Origin of the sequence: Streptomyces sp. NPDC096079, assembly GCF_040303145.1 — a bacterium.
Lineage (GTDB): Bacteria > Actinomycetota > Actinomycetes > Streptomycetales > Streptomycetaceae > Streptomyces.
In genome coordinates, this window is sequence record NZ_JBEOST010000001.1 from 433,969 (window position 1) to 455,546 (window position 21,578).

Genomic DNA, 21,578 nt, shown 5'->3' on the forward strand with positions numbered 1-21,578 from the left:
CCCGCCCCCACCCGGTCTCCCGGGAGGGGCGGGGCCCACTCACGTACTGCCTCTACTGCCGTGCGCTGCCCGTCAGGCCGCTGTGCGTGCCAGCCCGTTCAGCCCGTTCAGCCCGTTCAGCCGGCGAGGATGGCGCGCGCCAGCTTGGCGGTCTCGGTCGGCGTCTTGCCGACCTTGACGCCGGCGGCCTCAAGGGCCTCCTTCTTCGCCTGGGCGGTGCCGGAGGAGCCGGAGACGATGGCGCCGGCGTGGCCCATGGTCTTGCCCTCGGGCGCGGTGAAGCCCGCGACGTAGCCGACGACCGGCTTGGTGACGTTGGCCTTGATGAAGTCGGCCGCGCGCTCCTCGGCGTCGCCGCCGATCTCGCCGATCATGACGATCAGGTCGGTCTCGGGGTCGGCCTCGAACGCCGCGAGGGCGTCGATGTGCGTGGTGCCGATGACCGGGTCGCCACCGATGCCGACGGCGGACGAGAAGCCGATGTCACGGAGCTCGTACATCATCTGGTACGTCAGCGTGCCGGACTTCGAGACCAGGCCGATGCGGCCCGGCTTCGTGATGTCGCCCGGGATGATGCCGGCGTTGGACTGGCCCGGGGTGATGAGACCGGGGCAGTTCGGGCCGATGATGCGGGTCTTGTTGCCCTTCGCCTGGGCGTAGGCCCAGAAGGCGGCGGAGTCGTGGACCGCGATGCCCTCGGTGATGACGACGGCCAGCGGGATCTCGGCGTCGATCGCCTCGACCACGGCGGCCTTCGCGAACGCCGGCGGGACGAAGAGGACCGAGACGTTGGCGCCGGTCTCCTTCATCGCCTCGGCGACGGAGCCGAAGACCGGGACCTCGGTGCCGTCGAAGTCGACGGTCGTGCCGGCCTTGCGCGGGTTCACGCCACCGACGATGTTGGTGCCGTCACCCAGCATGAGCTTGGTGTGCTTCATGCCCGTGGCACCGGTCATGCCCTGGACGATGACCTTGCTGTCCTTGTTGAGGAAGATAGCCATGGCTCTGGTTCCCTCGTCCCTTACTTCGCAGCCGCGAGCTCGGCGGCCTTGTCGGCCGCTCCGTCCATGGTGTCCACGCGCTGCACCAGCGGGTGGTTGGCGTCCGACAGGATCTTGCGACCCAGCTCCGCGTTGTTGCCGTCGAGGCGCACGACCAGCGGCTTGGTGACCTCTTCGCCCTTGGAGGCGAGGAGCTCCAGCGCCTGGACGATGCCGTTGGCGACCTCGTCACAGGCGGTGATGCCACCGAAGACGTTGACGAACACGGACTTGACGTCCGGGTCGCCCAGGATGATCTCCAGGCCGTTCGCCATGACCTCGGCGGAGGCGCCGCCGCCGATGTCGAGGAAGTTGGCCGGCTTCACGCCGCCGTGGTTCTCACCGGCGTACGCGACGACGTCCAGGGTCGACATGACCAGACCGGCACCGTTACCGATGATGCCGACCTCGCCCTCGAGCTTGACGTAGTTGAGGTTCTTGGCCTTGGCGGCAGCCTCGAGCGGGTTGGCTGCGGCCTTGTCCTCGAGCGCCTCGTGGTCGGGCTGACGGAAGTCGGCGTTCTCGTCGAGAGACACCTTGCCGTCCAGGGCCAGGATGCGGCCGTCCTTGGTCTTCACCAGCGGGTTGACCTCGACGAGGAGCGCGTCCTCGGCGACGAAGGTCTTCCACAGGGTCACCAGGGCCTCGGCGACACCCTCGGCCACGTCGGCCGGGAACTTCGCCAGGGCGACGATCTCGCGGGCCTTCTCGATGTCGACGCCGTCGACGGCGTTGACCGGGACCTTCGCGAGGGCCTCGGGGGTCTTCTCCGCGACCTCCTCGATGTCCATGCCGCCCTGCACCGACGCCATCGCGAGGAAGGTGCGGTTGGTGCGGTCGAGGAGGTACGAGACGTAGTACTCCGCCTCGATCTCCGGGGACAGCTCGGCGATCATCACCTTGTGGACCGTGTGGCCCTTGATGTCCATCCCGAGGATGTCCGTCGCGCGGGCGACGGCCTCGTCCGGGTTCGCCGCCAGCTTCACGCCGCCGGCCTTGCCGCGGCCACCGACCTTCACCTGCGCCTTGACGACCGACTTGCCGCCAAGACGCTCGGTGGCCTCGCGCGCCGCCTCAGGCGTGTCGATGACTTCACCGGCCAGCACCGGTACACCGTGCTTGGCGAAGAGGTCCCTCGCCTGGTACTCGAACAGGTCCACGCGCGTCCGTCCCTTTTCTGATGATCGCGGTTCGTTGTCTGCGTGGGCGTGCCGCGAAGGGCAACGTGACTGCGCTGTCACAAGGGAGGCGTGCACGGAGTCCGTGGACGCGGCATGTCCGTCTCGCAGGTTATCCCCGAGGGCCGTGGGTCCCTAAATCGCAGATCACAACAGAGCGGTGATACGGGTCACAGACCGTACGGGCCGGGGGGCTGTCCGTAGGGGTGGCGGGGTGGCCCCGGGAACCCCTCGCGGCAGGCGGGGACCGGGGTTTGGTCCCCTCACGACGCGCCGGACCCCGAGGTGAGGGGCGTTCCGCCACGAGTGTGATATGGACCTCAGTCGGGTCACGGGCACCCGAGTGGGTGGCCCGGGGGCTGCGGATTCCGCACCCGGGTCCGTGGTCCGGAGGCGACGGATTCCACACCCCCACTCAGGCCCGGGGCACCCGCTCAGGCCCGGGCACTCCGCTCAGCCCGGGGCAGGCACTCAGGCCCGGGGCACCCGCTCAGGCCCGGGGCAGGCACTCAGGCCCGGGGCACCCGCTCACGTCTCGGGTATCGGCAGCGGGCACTTCTCCAGGGCGGCCGCCATGATCTCCGGGAACAGGTCGGGGGTGCAGGCGAAGGCCGGGACGCCGAGCGCGGCCAGGGCGGCGGCGTGCTCCCGGTCGTAGGACGGGGCACCCTCGTCGGACAGCGCGAGCAGGCACACGAACTGCGTTCCGGACGCCTTCATCGCGGCGACCCGCTTCAGCATCCCGTCGCGGATCCCTCCCTCGTACAGGTCGCTGACGAGGACGACGACCGTGTCGGCGGGGCGCGTGATCTTCGACTGGCAGTAGGCGAGGGCGCGGTTGATGTCGGTGCCGCCGCCGAGCCGGGTGCCGAAGAGGACGTCGACCGGATCGTCGAGCTGCTCGGTGAGGTCGACGACCGAGGTGTCGAAGACGACCAGGCGGGTGGCGAGCGTCCGCAGGGAGGCCAGCACCGCGCCGAAGACGGCGGCGTGGACGACGGAGGCGGCCATGGAGCCCGACTGGTCGACGCACAGCACCACCTCCTTCCTGACCGCCCGGGAGGCGCGCCCGTGGCCGACGAGCCTCTCGGGGACGACCGTGCGGTGCTCCGGCAGGTAGTGCTTGAGGTTGGCACGGATCGTGCGGTCCCAGTCGATGTCCCGGTGGCGGGGGCGGCTGATCCGGGCGGAGCGGTCCAGCGCGCCGGTGAGGGTGGCGCGGGTGCGGGCGGCGAGGCGGCGCTCCAGGTCGTCGACGACCCTGCGGACGACGGCCCGCGCGGTCTCCCGGGTCGTCTCGGGCATCGCACGGCCGAGGGAGAGCAGGGTGCCGACGAGGTGCACGTCCGGCTCGACGGCCTCCAGCATCTCCGGCTCCGCCAGGAGCGTGGCGAGCCCGAGCCGCTCGATCGCGTCGCGCTGCATCACCTGGACGACGGTGCTCGGGAAGTAGGTCCGGATGTCGCCGAGCCAGCGGGCGACGGAGGGCGCGGAGGCGCCGAGCCCGGCGGAACGCTGCCCGTCCTCCCCCTTCCGGTCGTACAGCGCGCCGAGGGCTCCGTCCATGGCGGCGTCGGCGCCGCCGAGGGCCCGTCCGGTGCCGTCGGCGTCCCCTCCGCCCAGGACCAGCCGCCAGCGCCGCAGCCGCTCGTCGTCCCTCATGTGCGCGCCTCCGTTCCGAGGATGAGGTGGAGCAGGGGCAGCACGCGATCGGCCCGCGCCGGGTCGGAGGCGGCCCCGAAGCCCGGGGTGCCGGGATCGGCGGGTCCGGGGCCGCCGGAACGGGGTCCCCGGGCGGCCAGCTCCCCGAGAGTGCGGCGCACACCTGGCTCGTACGCGGAGAAGGTGCGGCGCAGCAGGGGCAGGACGTCGGTGAAGGCCTCGTCCGGCACCGACGTCAGCCAGTCGTCGACCAGGCCGAGGAGGTGCTCGTCGTGGACGAGGAGCAGCCCGCCGCCGGAGGTCCCGCCGACGAAGCCGTCGATCCAGGCGGCGGCGTCGGCGGGCGGGGTGCCGGGGGAAAGGGCCCGGCTCATGAGCAGCGCGGCTTCTCCGCCCCCGATGCGCCCCTCGTCGAGCAGGAGCCGTGCGGCCCTCCCCCGAAGCACCCCGGACACCCGGTCCCGCCCGGCGATCCGCCGCAGCACACCGGCCCACCGGCCACGCAGAGGACGCGGGTCGCCGTGCTCTGCGGGACCGGGGGGAGCGGGGCCCTCCGGAGGGTCGGTGCGGTCGTCGAGGAGGCCCATCGAGGTGTGGACGGCGTCCAGCCGGTCCCGCATCTGCGCGGCGGCGTCCGTGTCGAGTCCCGCGCAGGCGGACGGCAGGCCGACGCAGATCCGCTCGGCGAGCCCGGCGGCGACCTCTCCGAGCGCGGCCGTTCCGGTCCCCCGGACGTCGCCGTAGCGCAGGGAGCGGGCCAGGGTGGGCAGGGCCTCGGCGAGGTGGGCGACGTCGGTGTCGAGGGCGGCCCGGTCGGCGAGCGCCCGCATGACGACGGGCAGGGCGTCGGCGAGCCCGGCGAGGAGGCACTGCTCGGCGAGGGCGGTGATGTCGGTCAGCGCGGTCGCGGCGAAGGCGCGGGACTCGGCCTTCGCGGTGGCGGCCGCCTCGACGGTGGTGCCCCAGACGCCCGCCTCGGCGACCTGGACGTGCAGCTCGGGCTCCCAGCGCAGCCGCCAGGTCTCCCGGAACGTGCCGGTGCCGGCCACGCGTCCGGCGGCGGGCTCGCCCCAGTGGACGCCGAGCAGGCGCAGGCGGTGCAGCAGGCGGCTGCGCTCGGCGTCGGTCTCCTTGCGGAGGTCGAGTGCGAGCTCGCGCTCCTGGGCCTCGGGCTTGAGGCGCAGGGTGCGCTGGCGGCGGGTCAGGTCGCGCTGGAGGGGGACGGCGGGGGCGCCGGCGGGGACCTCGCCGAGGACGTCGCCGACGACGAGGCGGTCGCGGACGAGGCCGAGCGGCACGTCGGAGCCCTCGCAGAACACGGCCCGGACGGCGTCGGTCGTCTCGTCGAGCCCGGGGGCGGGGCGGCCGCGCAGGGCGGCGAGGGTCTCGGCGAGGCGGACGGCCTCGATGACGTCGGCGGAGGAGACGGGGTGGTCCTCGGCCCTGAGGAGGCCGGCGACCCCGGTCATCCAGCGCTCGACGGGCCGGTCGGGGGCGGCGAAGAGGTGCGCGTACCAGCCGGGCGCGTCGATTCCGGCGCCGTATCCGGAGCGGCGGGCGAGCCGGCGGTGGGTCCAGGGGACCCAGGTCAGCTCGGTCTTCGCGCGGGGCAGGCCCTTCAGGAGGGCCTTGTCGGCGGCGACGGTGGTCGCCCGGGTGAGCGCGGGCACGTGCCAGGCGCCGCAGACGACGGCGACGGAGTCCCCGAACTCCTTGCGGGCGGCGCGCAGCCGGAGCCGCATGTGGGCCTCGCGGACCAGGTCGCGGGGGTGCCCGCCGTGTCCGTACGTCTCGCGCAGGGCGCCCATGGCTTCGGCGAGCGCGTCGAAGGGGGCGGTGGGGTCGCCGTCCCCGCGCAGCTCGACGACGTCCTCCCACCAGCGCTCGGCGTCCTCGTACCCGGCGGCCCTGGCCAGTTCGGCGACGGGGTCGACCCGCAGACCGCTGCCGCTGACGGCCTCCTCGTCGTCCTCGTCGTCGCTCCAGGTGGGGTCGACGGCGGCGAGGGTGTGGGCGGCGGGCAGGTCGATGAAGCGGACGGCGGCGCCGTGGTCGAGGGCCCAGCGGATCGCGACCCACTCGGGGGAGAACGCGGCCATGGGCCAGAACGCGGCGCGCCCGGGGTCGTCCACGGCGTGGGCGAGCAGGGCGACGGGCGGCCGCATGTCGGGGTCGGCGGCGAGCGCGACGAGGGCGTCGGCCTCGGCGGGCCCTTCGACGAGCACGGCGCCGGGCCGCGCCGCGTCCAGCGCGGCCCGCACTCCACGGGCGGACCCGGGCCCGTGATGCCGCACTCCGAGCAACAGGACTCCCCCGTCCCGCGCCTGGGATACGCCCGGGGAGCCACCCGGTCCCCGGGGTACACGCGGCGGGCGGCGGGCGGGCGTGGGGGCGGTCGCGGTCGTGGACGGGGTCCCGGTGGTGGGCGGGGTCCCGGTCGCGGGCTCGGCCGTGGTCGCGGTCGTGGTCGTGGGCGGGGTCCCGGTCGTGGACGCGGTCGCGGGCGCGGGGACGGTCGTGGATGCGGGCTCGGTCGTGGGCGCGGTCGCGGTCGTGGACGCGGACGCGGGCGTGGACGCGGTCGCGGTCGCGGTCGCGGGCGTGGACGCGGTCGCGGGGGCGGTCGTGGACGCGGGCGCGGGCGCGGGCTCGGTCGGGGCTGCGGGCTCGGTCGGCGTCGTGGTCGTGGGCGTCATGCGCTCACCTCGCGGCACGCGCGGTAGAAGTCCTTCCAGCCCTCTCTTTCCCGGACGACCGTCTCCAGGTACTCCTGCCAGACGACCCTGTCGGCCGCCGGGTCGCGGACGACCGCGCCGAGGATGCCGGCGGCGATGTCGGCGGGGCGCAGGACGCCGTCGCCGAAGTGGGCGGCGAGGGCGAGGCCGCCGGTGACGACGGAGATCGCCTCGGCCGTCGAGAGCGTCCCCGACGGGGACTTGAGCCGCGTCCGCCCGTCGGTGGTGACGCCGTCCCGCAGCTCGCGGAAGACGGTGACGACCCGGCGGATCTCGTCCACGCCGTCGGGAGGGGCGGGCAGGTCGAGGGAGCGTCCGAGCTGCTCGACCCGGCGGCTGACGATGTCGACCTCGGCCTCGGGGGTGGCGGGCAGCGGGAGCACGACGGTGTTGAACCGGCGGCGCAGGGCGCTGGAGAGCTCGTTGACGCCCCGGTCGCGGTCGTTGGCGGTGGCGATCAGGTTGAAGCCCGGGACGGCCTGCACCTCCTCCCCCAGTTCGGGGACGGGCAGGGTCTTCTCGGACAGGATCGTGATGAGCGTGTCCTGTACGTCGGCGGGGATGCGGGTCAGCTCCTCGACGCGGGCGGTCATGCCCTGGGACATCGCGCGCATCACGGGGCTGGGGACGAGGGCGTCGCCGCTGGGGCCGTGGGCGAGGAGCCGGGCGTAGTTCCAGCCGTACCGGATCGCTTCCTCGGGGGTGCCGGCGGTGCCCTGGACGAGGAGGGTGGAGTCGCCGCTGACGGCGGCGGCGAGGTGCTCGGAGACCCAGGTCTTGGCGGTGCCGGGGACGCCGAGCAGGAGCAGGGCGCGGTCCGTGGCGAGTGTGGTGACGGCGACTTCGACGATGCGGCGCGGTCCGACGTACTTGGGGGTGACGACGGTCCCGTCGGGGAGCGTGCCGCCGAGGAGATAGGTGGCGACGGCCCAGGGGGAGAGGCGCCAGCGGGCGGGCCGGGGCCGGTCGTCGGCGGCGGCGAGGGCCGCGAGTTCATGGGCGAAGGCGTGCTCCGCGTGCGGCCGCAGGGCCTCGGCGGCGGGCTGCGGCCGGCCCGGTCCGGTGTCCGTCTCGACACCGGAACCGGGCTGCGCGATGGTTTCGGGCACGGGCATGGATCCCCCTCCAGATCGTTCGACCTGCTGTGCGATCCACCGTGCACCATGCCACTGACAATCGGATGTCACCGCTGGTCAGGGCAGGTTGGGAAGGTGAGGGAGGGTCAGCCCGCGACGGAGGCCGGGTCAGCCCACGACAGGGGAGACGGCGACGCAGCCGCCGGCCATCGCCTGCTCGGCCTTGGCCTCCTTGATGACCTTGCCCTGGTAGATGACCTTGCAGGTGAGGTCGGCGGGGTCGAGCGAGATCGGCATGACGGCCGGCGGCATGATGCCCTTCAGCGTCACCGTCTTCTTCCACGGGGTGGCCGGCTTCTTCTCCGACGCGACCTTCGGCTCCATCGCGGTGCCGCCGCCGGCGTGGTAGTCGATCGACTCGACGCCCTTGCCGCTGACCTCGTACGTGACCTCGTAGGTCTCGTTCACGGACTTGTCGACCTGGTCGACGGCCTTCTCGGCGGCCTCGGAGCAGGCCCCGAGCCCGAGGGCGAGGCCGGTGACGGCGAGGGCCGAGACGGCGGTGCGGACAGTGCGCTTCATGGGGTCCCCTGGGCGGCGTGGTGCGGTTCGTCGGTCGCCGCAGAGAATCGTAAAGGGAGAGTAAAGTCAAATCGCTCCGGGGCCGCCCCGCCACACGGAGCAGGCGGCCCGGGGGCGTTGTCAGTGGCTCCCTCTACCGTCGAGGACATGAATGCCATGGGGGTGCGTCGGACGGCGGAACAGGTGCTGGCACTGGCTCCTGACGAGGCGTCGCGCAGAGCGGGGAGCGAGCTCGGCACCGCCGGGCCCTGGTCCGGGACGGGGTGCGGGGACGGCGCGCTGTGGGGCCTGTGCAAGGGCGGCGGAAGCGCGCCGTACCGCACGGTCGTCGACACCACCGGCCCCGCGTACTCCTGCGGTTGCCCCAGCCGGAAGTCCCCGTGCAAGCACGCCCTGGGCCTGCTGCTGCTCCGGGCGGCGGACGGGATGGCGGCCGAGGACTCCCCCGCGCCCGACTGGGCGGCCCGGTGGCTCACCGCGCACCGCGGCCGGACCGCGTCCGCCGGTCCGCCGACGGGGGGCGCCGCGAAGGAGACGGCCGACCCCGAGGCGGCGCGCCGCAGGGCCGAGCGGAGGGCGGCCCGGATCACCTCGGGCGCGCACGAGCTGGAGCAGCGGCTCGCCGACCTGCTCCGCGGAGGTCTCGCGGCGGCCGGACAGGCGGGGTACGGGCTGTGGGAGGAGACGGCGGCCCGGATGGTCGACGCCCAGGCGCCGGGGCTCGCCGGGCGGGTCCGTGAGCTGGGGGCGATACCGGGCTCGGGGCCGGGCTGGCCCGTGCGGCTCCTTGAGGAGTGCGCCCTGACGCACCTCCTCGACCGGGCGTGGCTGGCGGTGGACCGGCTGCCCGCGCCGTTCGCGACGACGGTACGGACCCGGGTGGGCCTCACGTCCCCGGCCGACGGCGCCCCGGTGCGGGACCAGTGGCTGGTCCTCGCGCAGTACGACGCGGCCGACGCCCGGCTGACGACCCGCCGGATCTGGCTGCACGGGACGACGACCGGCCGCACGGCGCTGCTGCTCTCCTTCGGCGCGGCGGGCCGGGCGCCCGGACTCGCGTTCCCCGTGGGTGCGCTGCTCGACGGCGAACTGACCCCGCACACCGGCGCGGGCCAGATGAGGGCGGAGCCGGGCGAGCACCTCGTCCCCGTCGAGGGCCCCGCCGCGCCGCCCCTGGGCGGACCCGTCGGCGCGGCGCTCGACGCGTACGGGCGGGCGCTGTCCGAGGACCCGTGGCTGGAGTCCTGGCCCGTGACGCTGAGCGCGGTCGTGCCGGCGCGCGCGGAGTACGGCTGGCAGCTCGCCGACGCCGACGGCCGCGAGGCGGTGCCCCTGACGCCCACCGCCCAGTCCCGGCCGGGTCTCTGGCGTCTGGTCGCGCTGTCGGGCGGAGCGCCGGTGACCGTCTTCGGGGAGTGCGGGTACCGGGGCTTCACCCCGCTCGCGGCCTGGTCACCGGAGGCCCCGGGGGAAACGGTCCCCCTCATATGACGCCCGGTCACCACGCAGCGGCCCACGGAAGGAGCCCGATGGACACCACCACGACCACCGCACCGGCCACGGGCGACCACACGACCACCACACCCGCCACGGCTGACGACTCGGCCGCCGCACCCGCCACGGGTAACGACACGACCACCGCACACGCCACGGGCGACCACACGGCCACCACACGGGCCACGGGCGACGACTCGGCCGCCGCACCCGCCACAGGTGACGACACGACCACCACCGTGACCTGGGAGGAGCTCGTCAGCTCGGCGCTCCTCGGCACGGACCGGAGGCCCCCCGTCGGGCTCCCGGGCGCTCCGGCGGCCCGGGACGTGCCCGGCGCGCTGCTCGGCGCCGCCGCCCTGCACACCGTACGGCGCAGGGCGGGGCTGCGGCCCGGGCCCGCCGCGCCGCTGCCGGAGCCCGCCCCCGAGGACCCGCGCGCACCGCTGCCCGAGGCCGCCCGGCGCCGCCTCGACCAGCTGCTCGCCGGCCGAGCCGCGCCCTCGCCCGCGGGGCGGCGCGGGGCCGCGCCCGACCTGGCCGAGCTGCTCCCCCAGTGGCTGGCCCTCGCCAACCGGCACGGCTACAAGGCCTCTCCCGCCACCCTGCCCGCGCTGCTCGACGCTGCCAGGGCCCGCACCGACCTCCGCCCCCAGGCGCTCCGTCTGGCCGGGCCGCGCGGCCTGTGGCTGGCCCGGCTCAACCCGGAGTGGCGCTTCGCGCTCCGGGGCGCGGGCGCGGGCGGCGGCCTCCCGTCGCCGAGGGACCGGGAGGCGGTCCGCGCCCTGTGGGACGAGGGCCTGTTCGCCGAGCGGGTCGCCCTGCTCGCCGCCGTACGGACCGACGACCCGGCCGCCGGACTCGCGCTGCTCGCGTCGACCTGGCCCACCGAGCGGGCGGAGGACCGGCTGATGTTCCTGGACTCGCTGCGTGCCGGACTCTCCGACGCCGACGAGGAGTTCCTGGAGGAGGCCCTCGGCGACCGGAGCCGTAACGTCCGGGCGACCGCCGCCGAGCTGCTCTCCGCGCTTCCGACCTCCGCCCTCGCGGGCCGGATGGCGGGCCGGGCCGCCACCTGCGTCGGCCTCGACCGGACGGCCGCGACGCCGACGATCGCCGTCGAGGCCCCGCACGAGTGCGACGCGGCGATGCAGCGCGACGGCCTGGTCGCGACGCCTCCGGCGGGGCGCGGCGAGCGCTCCTGGTGGCTGGGGCAGCTGGTCGAGGCGGCGCCGCTGCCGTCCTGGCCGGCCAGGTTCGGCGGGCGCGGCCCGGAGGAGATCGTGGCTCTGCCCGTCGCCGACGACTGGCAGAGCGAGCTGCACGCGGCCTGGTGCCGGGCGGCGGTGCGCCAGCGGGACCCGGCGTGGTCGCGGGCGTTGCTCGGTTCCCCCGCGGTCCCGCCCGCGACGGGCCCCGGCACCTCGTCCCTGGCCGAGCGGGCCCAGCTCCTGTCGACGCTGCCCGTGGAGGAACGGGCGCGCTGGGTCGCCTCGTTCGTCGGGGCCCACGGCCTGTCGGAGGCGTTCCAGCTGCTCGGCGTGTGCGCCGTGCCATGGGCGGAGCCGCTGGGCGCGGCGGTGATCGACGCCCTCGACATCGCGCGGGAGGCGGGCAGTTACCCGTGGAGCTTCAGCGGGGTGATGGGCCTGGCGGAGCGCTGCCTCGCCCCGGAGGCGGCACGGCAGCTGGAGTCCCTGACCGCCCGGCCCGACGAGGCGGAGGACAGCTCCCCCGGCGCGGGCGACTACTGGGCGGAGGCCTTCCAGCGCCTGGTCTCCACGCTCCGTCTGCGCGCGACGATGCACGCGGAGCTCACACCCGCGAGCGAAGCGACCCCGTAGCGCCGACAGGGCCCCCCTGGGGGAGGGCCCTGCCGGTGCGGGCGGCCGCGCAGCGGGCTACGCGGCGACGCGGACGTTCGCGTTGACCCAGTCGACGATGGACGTGGTCGTCGCGCCCGGCGTGAAGATCTCGGCCACGCCCTTCTCCTTCAGCGGAGCGATGTCCGCCTCGGGGATGATGCCGCCGCCGAAGACCTTGATGTCCTCCGCGTCGCGGTCCTTGAGGAGTTCCAGGACCTTCACGAACAGCGTGTTGTGCGCTCCGGAGAGGATCGAGAGGCCGATCGCGTCGGCGTCCTCCTGGATCGCGGTGTCGACGATCTGCTCGGGCGTCTGGTGGAGCCCGGTGTAGATGACCTCCATGCCGGCGTCGCGGAGTGCTCGCGCGATCACCTTGGCCCCGCGATCGTGGCCGTCGAGACCCGGCTTGGCGACCACGACGCGGATCGGACCGCTCACACCCATCACTGCCTCCACATGCGACCCCCGCGCCTCATTGCCGGGGAGGTGAACGAACGTTATCCCCAGCATCTCGCACCCGGCCGTTTCGCGGAGGCGACCGAGGGGGAAATCACACGTGGGACATGTTCGCTCTGCGCCGTCCCCGCTTTCGGGCCCTCCTCCTGGGCCCACCAGCCGCGAGCGGGGCCGGTCGCGAAGGGAGCCGCGACGAGGTCGCCGCGCCCCCGTGCCGCCGTCCGTGCGGCGCGGGGGCGCGGCGGACCGCCGTACCGTTCGGCCCCGCGTGCCGTTCGGGAGGCCGGCCATGGAGCTCGCCAAGGTCACCGCCCTGATGAAGGCCACCGCGCTGGAAGTCGCGATCCTCACCGGCCATCTCGTCCTCTACCCGTCCGGGATCGTCGCCGAGCGGCTCGCCCAGGGCTCGGACCAGGACGCCCCCGCGACCCTCACGCCGGGCAGTCGTCCCGTCATCCTCCTGCACGGCTTCGTCGACAACCGTTCGGTCTTCGTACTCCTGCGCCGTTCCCTGACCCGGCACGGCCGTGACTGTGTCGAGTCGCTCAACTACTCCCCGCTCACCTGCGACCTGCGGGCCGCCGCCGAGGTCCTCGGCCGCCGGGTGGACGAGATCCGTGCCCGCACCGGCCACACCGAGGTCGACATCGTCGGGCACAGTCTGGGCGGGCTCATCGCCCGCTACTACGTGCAGCGTCTGGGCGGCGACAGCCGGGTGCGCACCCTCGTCACGCTCGGCACCCCGCACGCGGGCACCACGGTGGCGCCGCTCGCCGACGCGCACCCCCTGGTGCGGCAGATGCGGCCCGGTTCGGAGGTGCTGCGGGAGCTCGCGGGGCCCTCACCCGGCTGCCGGACCCGGTTCGTGAGTTTCTGGAGCGATCTGGACCAGGTGATGGTGCCGGTGGAGACCGCGCGGCTCGACCACCCCGACCTGCTCGTGCACAACGTGCGGGTGAGCGGGATCGGCCACCTCGCGCTGCCCGTGCATCCGACGGTGGCCGCCGGGGTCCGGGAGGCCCTCGACGCGGGCGGCCCGGCCGGCTCCGGAGCGCGGGACGAGGGGCCCGGGGCCACCTCCGTCGCCTGAACGCACGACGCCGTTCTTCGAACGTTCCTCGAACACAAGGCCAAAGCTCTGCACGCGACCTGGCAAAACACGGTCGATTGCCCTTTTCCTGCGGGCCCAAACCCCTCCGAAGATTGTCCGCCGCGCGTACCGCCGGGTACAGTCGCGCCACTGCTTACCCCCGGGACACCCCTCACGGGCCCGCCCCGGACTGGTCCTGCTGCCGAGGCGAGAGAGACGTTGGTGAACGACCAGCACCCCCACGCCGGGTACGTCGGAGACGGCGCCCACACCACCGGCAGTTTCGCCACCGACCCGCTGTTCGGCGCCTACGACGGTCAGGCCGACCACAGCGGCCAGTGGGACCTCGGCTCGTACGCGGCCACCGGCACGTACGCGACGACGGGGCAGTACGACACCACGGGGCAGTACGACACCACCGGCCAGTGGGACACCACGGGGCAGTGGAACACCGCCGGCTCCTACGAGGCCACCGGCACCTACGCGACCACCGCGGCGCAGTACGACGCCACGGGCCAGTGGGACGCCTCCGCCTGGACCGAGGCCCAGCACACCGGCCAGTACGAGACCGCCCACTCCGGCGCCTACGCCGCCCAGGGCACGTACGGCTACGAGGCCTACGACGCCACCGGCCAGTGGGCCGCCCCCGCCTTCGCGACCGAGACCGGCGCCTTCGACGCGACCGCGTGGAACCACGCGGCCCCGGAGCCCGAGCCGCTCGTCCCCCAGCAGTACACCCCGCAGGCCGAGCAGACCGCCGAGTTCGCCTTCGAGTACCTCCCCGAGGGCCACGGGGAACTCCACTCCGACGAGGCCGACGCCGCCTATGCGGCGCACGAGGCCGACGACCCGACCGAGACCGCGGCTCCGGAAGCCCCTGAGGATTTCGAGGCCTTCGAGGGCGGCGACGGGAACGACGCGTACGACCACGACGCCTACGGCCACGACGCGTACGACCACGACGAGCCGGGCGACGAGCCCGCCGTCGAGCTCCGTACCGACGCGCCCCTCGCCGGCCGCTCCGTACGCCGCTCCTCCGGCGGCAGCCGAGGCCGTCGCCGTACCCCCGCCAAGCGGTCCGCGCTCCTGACCGTCGCCGTCCCCTCCGCCTGCGTCATGGGTGTCGCCGGCATCGCCGCCGCCTCCGTCAGCGGCCTCACCGGCCCGACCACGACCGGCGGGCAGAAGGACGACACCACCTCGCTCGCCGCCGCCGACCCGGCCTCGGTCAAGCAGGTCGCCGCCAACAGCGCGCTCGACACCCAGCTCGCCGCGCTCAGCGCCGACGCCCGCGACTTCGGCGAGCGCGCCAGCCGCACCCAGGAGCGCATCGACCTCAAGGCCCGCCAGGCTGCCGAGAAGAAGAAGCGCGAGGAGGAGGCGGCGCGCAAGGAGGCGCTGCGCCCCAAGTTCCTGCTGCCGGTGAAGCTCCACCAGCTCAGCGCGCGCTTCGGCCAGTCGGGCGTCAACTGGATGTCGGTGCACACGGGCATCGACTTCCCCGTGCAGTACGGCACCCCGGTGATGGCCGCGACCGACGGCACCGTCCGCACCCAGTGGAACAGCGCCTACGGCAACATGGCGATCGTCACCTCCCCCGACGGCACCGAGACCTGGTACTGCCACCTGAGCAGCACCAAGATCCGCTCGGGGTACGTCAAGGCCGGCGACGTCATCGCGTACTCCGGCAACTCCGGCAACTCCACCGGCCCGCACCTCCACTTCGAGGTCCGGCCCGGCGGCGGCTCCGCGATCGACCCGCTGGCCTGGCTGCGCAGCCACGGCCTCGACCCGACCAGCTGAGCATCCCCCGAACGAGGCGTACGCGTGAGGGCCCCGGCGACTTTCCGCCGGGGCCCTCACGCGTACGTGCCGGGACCGCCCGCCTACAGCTTCTCGACCGGCGCGTACCGCAGCAGCAGCCGCTTGGGCTTCTCGTCGCCGAAGTCGATCGTCGCCTGGGCGTCCGAACCCCCGCCGGTCACCGCCGTGACCGTGCCGAGGCCGAACTGGTCGTGCGTCACGCGGTCGCCGACCTGGAGCGAGATCACCGGCTTCTCGCCGGCGCGCCGGGTGGCGAAGCCCGAAGGGCCGGAGCGCGAGCGGGAGGAGGACAGCGAGGACGTGATCCCCGAGGTCGGCCCGGCGGGCTTCGCCATCGGACCGGTCCGCTTCCACTCCAGGTACGCGGGCGGGATCTCCTCCAGGAAGCGCGAGGCCGGGTTGTACGAGGGCTGGCCCCAGGCGCTGCGCATCGACGAGCGCGTGAGGTACAGCCGCTCCCGCGCGCGGGTGATGCCGACGTACGCCAGGCGCCGCTCCTCCTCCAGCTCCTTCGCCTGTCCGAGGGCCCGCATGTGCGGGAAGACGCCGTCCTCCATGCCGGTGAGGAACACCACCGGGAACTCCAGGCCCTTGGCGGTGTGCAGGGTCATCAGCGTGATGACGCCCCGGCCCTCCTCGTCCTCGTCCGGGATCTGGTCGGAGTCGGCGACGAGCGCGACCTGCTCCAGGAACTCGGCGAGGGTCGCGGGCTCCTCGCCGCGCTCCTGCTCGAACTCCAGGGCGACGGCTGCGAGTTCCTGGAGGTTCTCGATCCGGGTCTCGTCCTGCGGGTCGGTCGAGGCCTGCAGCTCGGCCAGATAACCCGTACGCTCCAGGACCGCTTCGAGGACGACGGCCGGTCCCGCGCCGGACTCGACGACCGTGCGCAGCTCGTCCATGAGCGCGTTGAACCGCTTCACGGCGTTCGCCGAGCGCGCGGCCATGCCGTACGCCTCGTCGACCCGCTTGAGGGCCTGCGGGAAGGTGATCTTCTCGCGCAGGGAGAGCGCGTCGATCATCGCCTCGGCGCGCTCGCCGATGCCCCGCTTCGGGACGTTCAGGATGCGGCGCAGGGGGACGTTGTCCTCGGGGTTGGCGAGGACGCGCAGGTACGCGAGGACGTCCCGGACCTCCTTGCGCTCGTAGAAGCGCACGCCGCCGACGACCTTGTAGGGCAGTCCGACACGGATGAAGATCTCTTCGAAGACACGGGACTGGGCGTTCGTCCGGTAGAAGACGGCGACGTCGCCGGCCTTGGCATCGCCCGCGTCGGTGAGCCGGTCGATCTCGTCGGCGACGAACTGGGCCTCGTCGTGCTCGGTGTCGGCGACGTAGCCGGTGATCTGCGATCCCGCGCCCGCGTTCGTCCACAGGTTCTTGGGACGGCGGGACTCGTTGCGCTCGATGACGGCGTTGGCCGCGGAGAGGATCGTCTGCGTGGAGCGGTAGTTCTGCTCCAGGAGGATCGTCGTCGCGTCCGGGTAGTCCTCCTCGAACTGGAGGATGTTGCGGATGGTCGCGCCCCGGAAGGCGTAGATCGACTGGTCGGCGTCGCCGACGACGCACAGCTCGGCCGGGCCGAGGTCCTCGTAGCCGGTGCCGACGAGCTCCCGCACGAGCGTGTACTGGGCGTGGTTGGTGTCCTGGTACTCGTCGACCAGCACGTGGCGGAAGCGGCGGCGGTAGTGCTCGGCGACGTCCGGGAACGCCTGGAGCAGGTGGACCGTCGTCATGATGATGTCGTCGAAGTCCAGGGCGTTGGCCTCGCGCAGCCGCGCCTGGTACATCCGGTACGCCTCGGCGAGCGTCTTCTCGAAGCCGTCGACGGCCTGGTCGGCGAAGGTCTCCTCGTCGATCAGCTCGTTCTTGAGGTTCGAGATCTTGGCGCTGAACGACTTCGGGGGGAACTTCTTCGGGTCGAGGTCCAGGTCCCGGCAGACCAGCGACATCAGCCGCTTCGAGTCGGCCGCGTCGTAGATCGAGAAGGAGGAGGTGAAGCCGAGCTTCTTCGACTCGCGGCGCAGGATGCGGACGCAGGCGCTGTGGAAGGTCATGACCCACATCGCGTTCGCCCGCGGTCCGACGAGCTGCTCGACGCGCTCCTTCATCTCGCCGGCGGCCTTGTTCGTGAAGGTGATCGCCAGTATCTGACCGGGGTGGACGTGCCGGGTGCCCAGGAGGTGGGCGATGCGGTGGGTCAGCACCCGGGTCTTGCCGGAGCCGGCGCCGGCGACGATGAGCAGCGGGGTGTCCGTGTGGACGACGGCGGCGCGCTGCTGCTCGTTCAGCCCCTCCAGGAGCGCGGCGGGGTCCACGACGGGCCGGGGGTGCCCGTCGCGGTAGTGCGTCTCCCGGGCGGGCGGGGGCACGTCGAAGTGCTCCCCGAAGAGGTCGTGCGGGACCTCCTCCGTGGCCGGGGAGCCGTGCTCGTCGTCCTCGGGGTGGGGCGGCGGCTCCTCCGAGGAGTGGTTCTGGAGGCCGGCCAGGAAGCTGTCGTCAAAGAGGCTGCTCATCGCCTCACGAGTCTAGGACGCCCCACCGACATCCGGGCCCGCCTTCGGGACGCGGGCTGTGGAAGGGCTCACACCCAGAGGGTCGCGATGAAGATGTTCGCCATGGTCAGGCCGCCGACCGCGGCGAAGAGGCCCTTGTCGACCTTCTCCTCGTCCCGCTTGACGTAGACCAGGCCCAGGATCACGACGAGGATCGCGAGCTTGATGCCGATCTTGAGGTTGTTCACGGCCTGGTCGTCGGCCTGGTTGAGGCCGACGAGCGCGATGCCCGTGATCAGCATGGTCAGCGCGCCGTGCAGCATCGCGGGGCTGAAGCGGGCCGTACCGGCGCCCATCGCCTTCATCTGGGTGAGGAAACCGCCGAGGAGGGAGGCGATGCCGATGATGTGCAGGGCGACGAAGACATTGATGAGGACGTCCATGGGGCGGAGCCTAACCGGGGCCCCGGCGCCGCCCTCCGGCCGGGTCCGCTCCCCCAGGCCCTCGGCCGGAGTCCGCCGGAACGTCCACGATCCTCGCTCCGGCCTCACTCCAGGCGAAAGAAAGCGGTCCCGAACGCACCATCTGGCGCCAATAACGGTCAACTCCCCGTCCGGCCGTGACCCCAGGTTTAGCGTCCTCCACCAGGTGACCGGCTCCCCACCACCGCCGGCGGTCCGGCGGTTGTCGGTCACCCCCGCCGAGAAAAACCGGCGGCGGTCCGTCTCCCCTGTGCGGCCCGCCGCCGGCCCGGTGGGCACCGTCCCCCTCAGGGAAGAGGATGTGACCCGCCCTCGTGGCAGCGCACCGGAAGTCCAAACAGTCCCCCCTCGGCGGCTCGGCGGTCCGCACCGCCGCCACCCTCGCCCTCGCCTCCGCGGCGACGGCGACGCTCTTCGAGGGGTCCGGCCACGCGGACCCGCGGCCCACCACCGCCCAGGTCAAGGCGAAGGTCGACCGGCTCTACGAGGAGGCCGAGGTCGCGACGGAGCGGTACAACGGGGCGAAGGAGAAGGCCGACGAGGCGCGCAAGGCCTTCGACCGGCTGCGCGACGAGGCCGCCCGCAGGACCGCCCGGCTCAACGCCGCCCGGGACGGACTCGGGGCGATGGCCGCCGCGCAGTACCGCAGCGGCGGACTGGACCCCGCCGTGCAGCTCGTCCTCACCTCCGACCCGGACCAGTACCTGGAGCGGGCCGCGCTCGCCGAGAAGGCCGGGGACCGGCAGGCCGCCGCCGTCACGGCCGTACGGCGCGAGCTCGCCGCGATCCGGCAGCTGCGAGGCGAGTCGGCGGGAACGCTGACCGCGCTGCGCGAGCACGAGGCGGAGCTGCGGCGGCAGAAGGCCTCCGTGACCGGCAAGCTGGCGGAGGCCAGGACGCTGCTCGCCCGGCTGACCGAGGAGGAACGCGCGCGGTACGAGGCGGCCGTCGCGGAACGGGACGGCTCCGGCGCCCCGGCCTCGGCCAGGACCGGCGACCCGGTCGGCACCGGCACGGCCGACGGCTCCACGACCACGCGGGCCGACCGCTCCTCGGGCGGGCGCGGCCCGGTCACCGCCCCGAACGCCCGGGCCGCCGAGGCCATCTCCTTCGCCCGCGCCCAGCTCGGCAAGCCGTACGTGTGGGGCGCGACGGGCCCCTCCGCGTACGACTGCTCCGGCCTCACCCAGGCGGCCTGGCGCGCGGCCGGCATCTCCCTGCCCCGCACCACGTACACCCAGATCAACGCCGGCCAGCGCGTCTCCCGCTCCCAGCTCGCCCCCGGTGACCTGGTCTTCTTCTACTCCGGCATTAGCCATGTCGGGCTCTACATCGGCGGCGGCCAGATGATCCACGCCCCCCGCCCGGGTGCCCCGGTGCGCATCGCGCCGATCGACGAGATGCCCTTCGCCGGCGCGACCCGCGTCGGCTGACGCACCCGCCCCGCCGCCACCCGCCCGCACCCACGCCCGACTCGGACCAGGCGCAGGACGGTGACCCGTGTGCGCTTCGCCCCCGGCTCAGACCAGGCGGCGGGCGGTGGCCCAGCGGGTCAGTTCGTGACGGTTGGAGAGCTGGAGCTTCCGCAGCACCGCCGAGACGTGCGACTCGACCGTCTTCACCGAGATGTAGAGCTGCTTGGCGATCTCCTTGTACGCGTATCCCCGGGCGATCAGCCGCAGCACCTCCCGCTCCCGCTGGGTGAGCCGGTCCAGGTCCTCGTCCACCGGGGGCGCGTCCGTGGAGGCGAAGGCGTCCAGCACGAAGCCGGCCAGGCGCGGCGAGAAGACGGCGTCGCCCTCCTGCACCCGGAAGATCGAGTCGACCAGGTCCGTGCCGGTGATCGTCTTGGTGACATAGCCGCGGGCACCGCCCCGGATCACCCCGATGACGTCCTCGGCCGCGTCCGAGACCGACAGGGCCAGGAAGCGGACCGGGTCCTCGGCCGCGCTCATCAGGCTCGCGCATCGCCGCAGCACCTCGACCCCGCCGCCACCCGGCAGGTGCACGTCGAGGAGGACGACCTCGGGACGGGTCGCGGTGATGACCGTGACCGCCTGGTCGACGTCGGCGGCCTCGCCGACCACCTCGACGCCGGTGATCTCGGTCCGGCCGATCTCGGCCTGGACCCCGGTGCGGAACATGCGGTGGTCGTCGACGAGCACCACCCGCACCCGGCGCTCCGCGCCCGACGCCCCCGCATCCGCTCCGGTCGCCGCTCCGGTCTCGTCGCTCATCCGTCCGCCCTCTCCATCTCGAGCTCCACTTCGGTGCCGCCGCCCTGCGGTGACCGCAGCCGGGCCGTACCGCCGTTGCGCTGCATACGACCGATGATCGATTCTCGTACGCCCATCCGGTCCTCGGGCACCGCGTCCAGGTCGAAGCCCGGTCCCCGGTCCCGCACCGACACGAAGACCGTGCGCCCCTCCACCTCGGCGTACACCTGCACGGCGCCTCCCTCGCCACCGTACTTCGCGGCGTTGACCATCGCCTCGCGCGCGGCCTGCATCTGCGCCGTCAGCTTCTCGTCGAGGGGGCAGTCGCCCACGACGACCACCTCCAGCGGGACCCCGTGCTTGTCCTCGACCTCGGCCGCCGCCCGCTTCACCGCCTCCGCGAGCGTCTCGGGCTCCTCGTCCCGACCGGTGCCCTCGGGCTTATAGAGCCAGTTCCGCAGCTCGCGCTCCTGGGCGCGGGCGAGGCGACGCACCTCGCCGGCGTCGTCGGCGTTGCGCTGGATCAGGGTCAGGGTGTGCAGCACGGAGTCGTGCACGTGGGCCGCGACCTCGGCGCGCTCCTGGGCGCGGATGCGCATGGTCCGCTCGTCGGTGAGGTCCTGCGACATGCGGACCAGCCAGGGGCCGGCGAGGAGCGCTATGCCGGTGAGGACCGCGACGGCGGCGGTGACGGCCGTGCCGAGCTGGGCGACGGAGCCGCGGACCACCACGAAGACCGCGAGACCGGTGCCGACGAGACCGACGCCCACGAGACCGCGGACGAGCTGGAGCGCCCGTCTGCGGCGCCCCGGATCGGTCCAGCTGGCACGGCGGGCGTTGTCCGCCTGGCGCCAGACGAGGACGACGCCGACCGCGATGAGGATCAGCGGCCATATGTAGCGTCCGGTCTCGTTGTCGACGCTGACGTTTCCCACGAGGGCCGCGAGGCCGATGCCGAGCGCGACCAGGGCGACGACCTGGCCCCGGTCGGGCTTGCGGAGTCTGCGACGCCCGTCCGAGGTGGTCTCGAAGAGGGAGCGGGGGGCGGACCGGCCGCCGACGCCGAGCGGGACGACGATCCAGAAGACCGCGTACAGCACGATGCCGAGGCCGTTCGAGAAGGACAGCACCACGAACAGCGCCCGCACCCACACGACCGGGAGGCCGAGGTGCCCCGCGAGGCCGCGCGCGACACCGCCGAGCCACCGCCCGTCGGCGCTCCGGTAGAGCCTGCGCACGGGCGGATCGTCGGTGTCGGTGACACGAGCGGTTGCGGACATGCACCGATCGTCACACGTCGGGCCCGCCCGGGACATCAGGGTCGGCCCTGAGATCGCCCCTGGTAACGACTCGGGGGCGCGGGCCCCGCGAATATCAGGGTCGGGC

16 protein-coding genes are annotated in these 21,578 nt (G+C 73.7%); 5 read left to right on the forward strand and 11 right to left on the reverse strand.

Annotated elements, in window-relative coordinates; genetic code table 11:
* Positions 1–116: 116 nt before the first annotated feature.
* From sucD to ABTY59_RS02075, 6 genes are all read right to left on the reverse strand, one after another.
* Positions 117–1,001, reverse strand: coding sequence for a succinate--CoA ligase subunit alpha (gene sucD, locus ABTY59_RS02050; protein WP_352016974.1), 885 nt, complete (start codon positions 999–1,001; stop codon positions 117–119).
* Between the two features lie 20 nt (positions 1,002–1,021).
* Positions 1,022–2,200 carry an ADP-forming succinate--CoA ligase subunit beta gene (gene sucC, locus ABTY59_RS02055; RefSeq protein WP_033210588.1) on the reverse strand — a complete coding sequence of 393 codons (1,179 nt, stop codon included), beginning with the start codon at positions 2,198–2,200 and terminating at the stop codon, positions 1,022–1,024.
* A gap of 546 nt (positions 2,201–2,746) precedes the next feature.
* Positions 2,747–3,880: a VWA domain-containing protein gene (locus ABTY59_RS02060; protein WP_352016975.1), complete on the reverse strand. Its 1,134-nt coding sequence runs from the start codon at positions 3,878–3,880 to the stop codon at positions 2,747–2,749.
* The gene (locus ABTY59_RS02065) at positions 3,877–6,576 is read right to left on the reverse strand and encodes a DUF5682 family protein (RefSeq protein WP_352016976.1); all 2,700 of its coding nucleotides are present in this window, start codon (positions 6,574–6,576) and stop codon (positions 3,877–3,879) included. Before ABTY59_RS02065 ends, ABTY59_RS02060 begins: the two co-directional genes overlap by 4 nt.
* A complete protein-coding gene (locus tag ABTY59_RS02070; RefSeq protein ID WP_352016977.1) occupies positions 6,573–7,730 on the reverse strand; it encodes an ATP-binding protein in 1,158 nt (385 codons plus the stop codon). The genes ABTY59_RS02065 and ABTY59_RS02070 overlap by 4 nt, the downstream gene beginning before the upstream one ends.
* A gap of 129 nt (positions 7,731–7,859) precedes the next feature.
* On the reverse strand, positions 7,860–8,273 hold the full coding sequence (locus ABTY59_RS02075; RefSeq protein WP_352016978.1) for a hypothetical protein: 414 nt from the start codon (positions 8,271–8,273) through the stop codon (positions 7,860–7,862).
* Between the two features lie 147 nt (positions 8,274–8,420).
* Between ABTY59_RS02075 and ABTY59_RS02080 the strand changes: the two genes are divergently transcribed.
* Both ABTY59_RS02080 and ABTY59_RS02085 read left to right on the forward strand, forming a co-directional pair.
* Entirely contained in the window at positions 8,421–9,764 is a 1,344-nt protein-coding gene (locus ABTY59_RS02080; RefSeq protein WP_352016979.1) for an SWIM zinc finger family protein, read from the forward strand.
* A 38-nt stretch (positions 9,765–9,802) separates the two neighbouring features.
* Complete coding sequence (locus tag ABTY59_RS02085) at positions 9,803–11,611, forward strand: DUF5691 domain-containing protein (RefSeq protein ID WP_352016980.1); 1,809 nt, start codon at positions 9,803–9,805, stop codon at positions 11,609–11,611.
* Positions 11,612–11,668: 57 nt separating this feature from the next.
* Here ABTY59_RS02085 and icmB read toward each other — a convergent pair whose 3' ends face one another.
* The gene (icmB, locus tag ABTY59_RS02090) at positions 11,669–12,076 is read right to left on the reverse strand and encodes a coenzyme B12-dependent isobutyryl CoA mutase small subunit (protein WP_189800319.1); all 408 of its coding nucleotides are present in this window, start codon (positions 12,074–12,076) and stop codon (positions 11,669–11,671) included.
* A gap of 301 nt (positions 12,077–12,377) precedes the next feature.
* Here icmB and ABTY59_RS02095 point away from each other — a divergent pair, with 301 nt between their 5' ends.
* Together ABTY59_RS02095 and ABTY59_RS02100 are read left to right on the forward strand one after the other, a co-directional pair.
* A complete protein-coding gene (locus tag ABTY59_RS02095) occupies positions 12,378–13,178 on the forward strand; it encodes a lipase family alpha/beta hydrolase (protein WP_352016981.1) in 801 nt (266 codons plus the stop codon).
* Positions 13,179–13,400: 222 nt separating this feature from the next.
* Positions 13,401–14,981 carry a M23 family metallopeptidase gene (locus ABTY59_RS02100; RefSeq protein WP_352016982.1) on the forward strand — a complete coding sequence of 527 codons (1,581 nt, stop codon included), beginning with the start codon at positions 13,401–13,403 and terminating at the stop codon, positions 14,979–14,981.
* An 83-nt stretch (positions 14,982–15,064) separates the two neighbouring features.
* On the opposite strand, the gene pcrA is transcribed toward ABTY59_RS02100, so the two are convergent.
* Both pcrA and ABTY59_RS02110 read right to left on the reverse strand, forming a co-directional pair.
* The gene (pcrA, locus tag ABTY59_RS02105) at positions 15,065–17,515 is read right to left on the reverse strand and encodes a DNA helicase PcrA (RefSeq protein WP_352016983.1); all 2,451 of its coding nucleotides are present in this window, start codon (positions 17,513–17,515) and stop codon (positions 15,065–15,067) included.
* A gap of 68 nt (positions 17,516–17,583) precedes the next feature.
* Positions 17,584–17,937: a hypothetical protein gene (locus ABTY59_RS02110; protein WP_352016984.1), complete on the reverse strand. Its 354-nt coding sequence runs from the start codon at positions 17,935–17,937 to the stop codon at positions 17,584–17,586.
* Positions 17,938–18,290: 353 nt separating this feature from the next.
* Between ABTY59_RS02110 and ABTY59_RS02115 the strand changes: the two genes are divergently transcribed.
* Positions 18,291–19,409, forward strand: coding sequence for a C40 family peptidase (locus ABTY59_RS02115; protein ID WP_352016985.1), 1,119 nt, complete (start codon positions 18,291–18,293; stop codon positions 19,407–19,409).
* A gap of 87 nt (positions 19,410–19,496) precedes the next feature.
* Here ABTY59_RS02115 and ABTY59_RS02120 read toward each other — a convergent pair whose 3' ends face one another.
* Positions 19,497–20,213, reverse strand: coding sequence for a LuxR C-terminal-related transcriptional regulator (locus ABTY59_RS02120; RefSeq protein ID WP_352016986.1), 717 nt, complete (start codon positions 20,211–20,213; stop codon positions 19,497–19,499).
* Positions 20,210–21,472 carry a PspC domain-containing protein gene (locus ABTY59_RS02125; protein ID WP_352016987.1) on the reverse strand — a complete coding sequence of 421 codons (1,263 nt, stop codon included), beginning with the start codon at positions 21,470–21,472 and terminating at the stop codon, positions 20,210–20,212. Before ABTY59_RS02125 ends, ABTY59_RS02120 begins: the two co-directional genes overlap by 4 nt.
* Positions 21,473–21,578: the final 106 nt, after the last annotated feature.

What these genes read in the sequence shown, in the direction of transcription:
- sucD (WP_352016974.1), bottom strand. Translation starts at nt 1,001, where the DNA reads ATGGCTATCTTCCTCAACAAGGACAGCAAGGTCATCGTCCAGGGCATG.
- ABTY59_RS02060 (WP_352016975.1), bottom strand. Translation starts at nt 3,880, where the DNA reads ATGAGGGACGACGAGCGGCTGCGGCGCTGGCGGCTGGTCCTGGGCGGA.
- ABTY59_RS02065 (WP_352016976.1), bottom strand. Translation starts at nt 6,576, where the DNA reads ATGACGCCCACGACCACGACGCCGACCGAGCCCGCAGCCCCGACCGAG.
- ABTY59_RS02070 (WP_352016977.1), bottom strand. Translation starts at nt 7,730, where the DNA reads ATGCCCGTGCCCGAAACCATCGCGCAGCCCGGTTCCGGTGTCGAGACG.
- ABTY59_RS02075 (WP_352016978.1), bottom strand. Translation starts at nt 8,273, where the DNA reads ATGAAGCGCACTGTCCGCACCGCCGTCTCGGCCCTCGCCGTCACCGGC.
- ABTY59_RS02080 (WP_352016979.1), top strand. Translation starts at nt 8,421, where the DNA reads ATGAATGCCATGGGGGTGCGTCGGACGGCGGAACAGGTGCTGGCACTG.
- ABTY59_RS02085 (WP_352016980.1), top strand. Translation starts at nt 9,803, where the DNA reads ATGGACACCACCACGACCACCGCACCGGCCACGGGCGACCACACGACC.
- icmB (WP_189800319.1), bottom strand. Translation starts at nt 12,076, where the DNA reads ATGGGTGTGAGCGGTCCGATCCGCGTCGTGGTCGCCAAGCCGGGTCTC.
- ABTY59_RS02095 (WP_352016981.1), top strand. Translation starts at nt 12,378, where the DNA reads ATGGAGCTCGCCAAGGTCACCGCCCTGATGAAGGCCACCGCGCTGGAA.
- pcrA (WP_352016983.1), bottom strand. Translation starts at nt 17,515, where the DNA reads ATGAGCAGCCTCTTTGACGACAGCTTCCTGGCCGGCCTCCAGAACCAC.
- ABTY59_RS02110 (WP_352016984.1), bottom strand. Translation starts at nt 17,937, where the DNA reads ATGGACGTCCTCATCAATGTCTTCGTCGCCCTGCACATCATCGGCATC.
- ABTY59_RS02120 (WP_352016986.1), bottom strand. Translation starts at nt 20,213, where the DNA reads ATGAGCGACGAGACCGGAGCGGCGACCGGAGCGGATGCGGGGGCGTCG.
- ABTY59_RS02125 (WP_352016987.1), bottom strand. Translation starts at nt 21,472, where the DNA reads ATGTCCGCAACCGCTCGTGTCACCGACACCGACGATCCGCCCGTGCGC.